The organism is Prevotella sp. oral taxon 306 str. F0472 (genome assembly GCF_000257925.1).
GTDB classification, from domain to species: domain Bacteria; phylum Bacteroidota; class Bacteroidia; order Bacteroidales; family Bacteroidaceae; genus Prevotella; species Prevotella vespertina.
Genome location: NZ_AJIN01000065.1, coordinates 1 through 1,517, shown reverse-complemented (window position 1 = coordinate 1,517; position 1,517 = coordinate 1). Strand labels below are relative to the sequence as shown.

Sequence of the window (1,517 nt, the reverse complement as noted above, 5' to 3'; positions counted from 1 at the left end):
ATATAAGTTTGTGGAGGGGTGGTTAAGCCTCTCCGTTGCCTTTTATAACTCTGCAAGTCTCGTTGTTGCCTTTATGATTAGGTCTTTTAGCTGTTCCTTATTCAGCTCGGGCAATAAGTCTATGACCATGAAATTCTCGGTGTCCTCAATATCTATACCTTTCTTTGCAAGAATGGTCTTAATGTTAAGCTGACTAAAGTCATTGTAAGACTTACCACTTGTCACTTGTTGCTCTTCATTGCTTGTGAAGATGTTGTTTACCTCAATGTTTGATGGCTCACCAAAACCAATGAAAGCGTCAATACGAAATTTACGTTCTTCTTGCTTGTCTGTGTCATAATAGACAAAGTATTGTCCCGTAATATCTATATTATCCGAAAGAATGCCGTGTGCATATCTCACAGAACCATCAACTTTACGATAAGCAAAAGCTGTAACTCCGTCTTTCTTCATCTTCTCTTTCAGCTTCACAACAAGTGCAAGACAAATGTCATGATGTTCTGCTATTGTGCCTTTACGAAGTTCGCCTACCTCAATGAGGTTGTCAATAAGAAACGACCTCCACCCCTTACAATCTACATCATAGTAAGCAAGTGTAAATTTGCTATGGTGATGAATGCTGTTGCCCTTAATGGTGTGTCCTATTCCATATAGCGTACCACACGCATGACGTTCTGTGCCGTCTTTCTTACGATATACGAAAGAAACAATGCCTTTGCGAAGTTTCTCAACTAAAGTCTCAAATAGATTTTCCATATTGATGAGATTGTTATTTGTTTATGTAAAACATCGTCAAGCATTAAAAACTTGACGATGTGATATTTCATTTTCCCTTTCAAGAAGTTCTTCTATGTCTTCTGTTGAATTTACCTCGGTCTCCCTGAAGTAGAAGTGGGTGTCAAGTGAGCCGTTCACATAGCAATCAAAGTCTTCTCTATCACAGCCTTTATTATCAACATATTCATACACAACTTTAAACCAAAGTATATCCATCAAGCAGTTTCTTACATTTCGTATATCAAATCCTGCACTCTCAATAGCATCGTCTAAATCTTCACTTGTCCAATCGTAACCAAAATCAGATTTGAAGTTTTCAAACTTATAATCTTCCTTACAGAAGCCTAACGATAGCAAGATAGCATAGTTGTTTGTCATAATTCTTGTTGTTAATAAGTGATACATTTCCCTCTCGTTCAACTGCTATTGCAGCATCACGGTCAGGCTTTCAAATTTTACGTGCAATGAGGTAGTAAGGTCATTAGGAAGATAAACAAAGTAATTTAAGGATATTCTTATGGAAAACCCAAATCTTTGATTTGTGGAAGGCTGCCGTGAGAATATTCTTAAATAGCGTTGCGGTACTTTGTGTTCTTACGACCTTGCTTACCTTTGCAAAGGAAAATTAAAGCCAGACTGTGTATGCAAGGAGTGTAAGCGATAACAAAGGATGCAGGGCTTCGCCCTAAACTAAAGGGTAAAGAATAGCAAAGTTGCCGTAGGCTTTAAAACAAGATACT

2 protein-coding genes are annotated in these 1,517 nt (G+C 37.8%); both read right to left on the bottom strand.

Features of this window, described 5'->3' with window-relative positions:
* Positions 1-42 precede the first annotated feature (42 nt).
* The gene (locus HMPREF9969_RS10140; RefSeq protein ID WP_009435740.1) at positions 43-756 is read right to left on the bottom strand and encodes an SH3 beta-barrel fold-containing protein; all 714 of its coding nucleotides are present in this window, start codon (positions 754-756) and stop codon (positions 43-45) included.
* A 36-nt stretch (positions 757-792) separates the two neighbouring features.
* A complete protein-coding gene (locus HMPREF9969_RS10135) occupies positions 793-1,155 on the bottom strand; it encodes a hypothetical protein (protein ID WP_009435741.1) in 363 nt (120 codons plus the stop codon).
* Positions 1,156-1,517 lie beyond the last annotated feature (362 nt).

What these genes read in the sequence shown, in the direction of transcription:
- HMPREF9969_RS10140 (WP_009435740.1), bottom strand. Translation starts at nt 756, where the DNA reads ATGGAAAATCTATTTGAGACTTTAGTTGAGAAACTTCGCAAAGGCATT.
- HMPREF9969_RS10135 (WP_009435741.1), bottom strand. Translation starts at nt 1,155, where the DNA reads ATGACAAACAACTATGCTATCTTGCTATCGTTAGGCTTCTGTAAGGAA.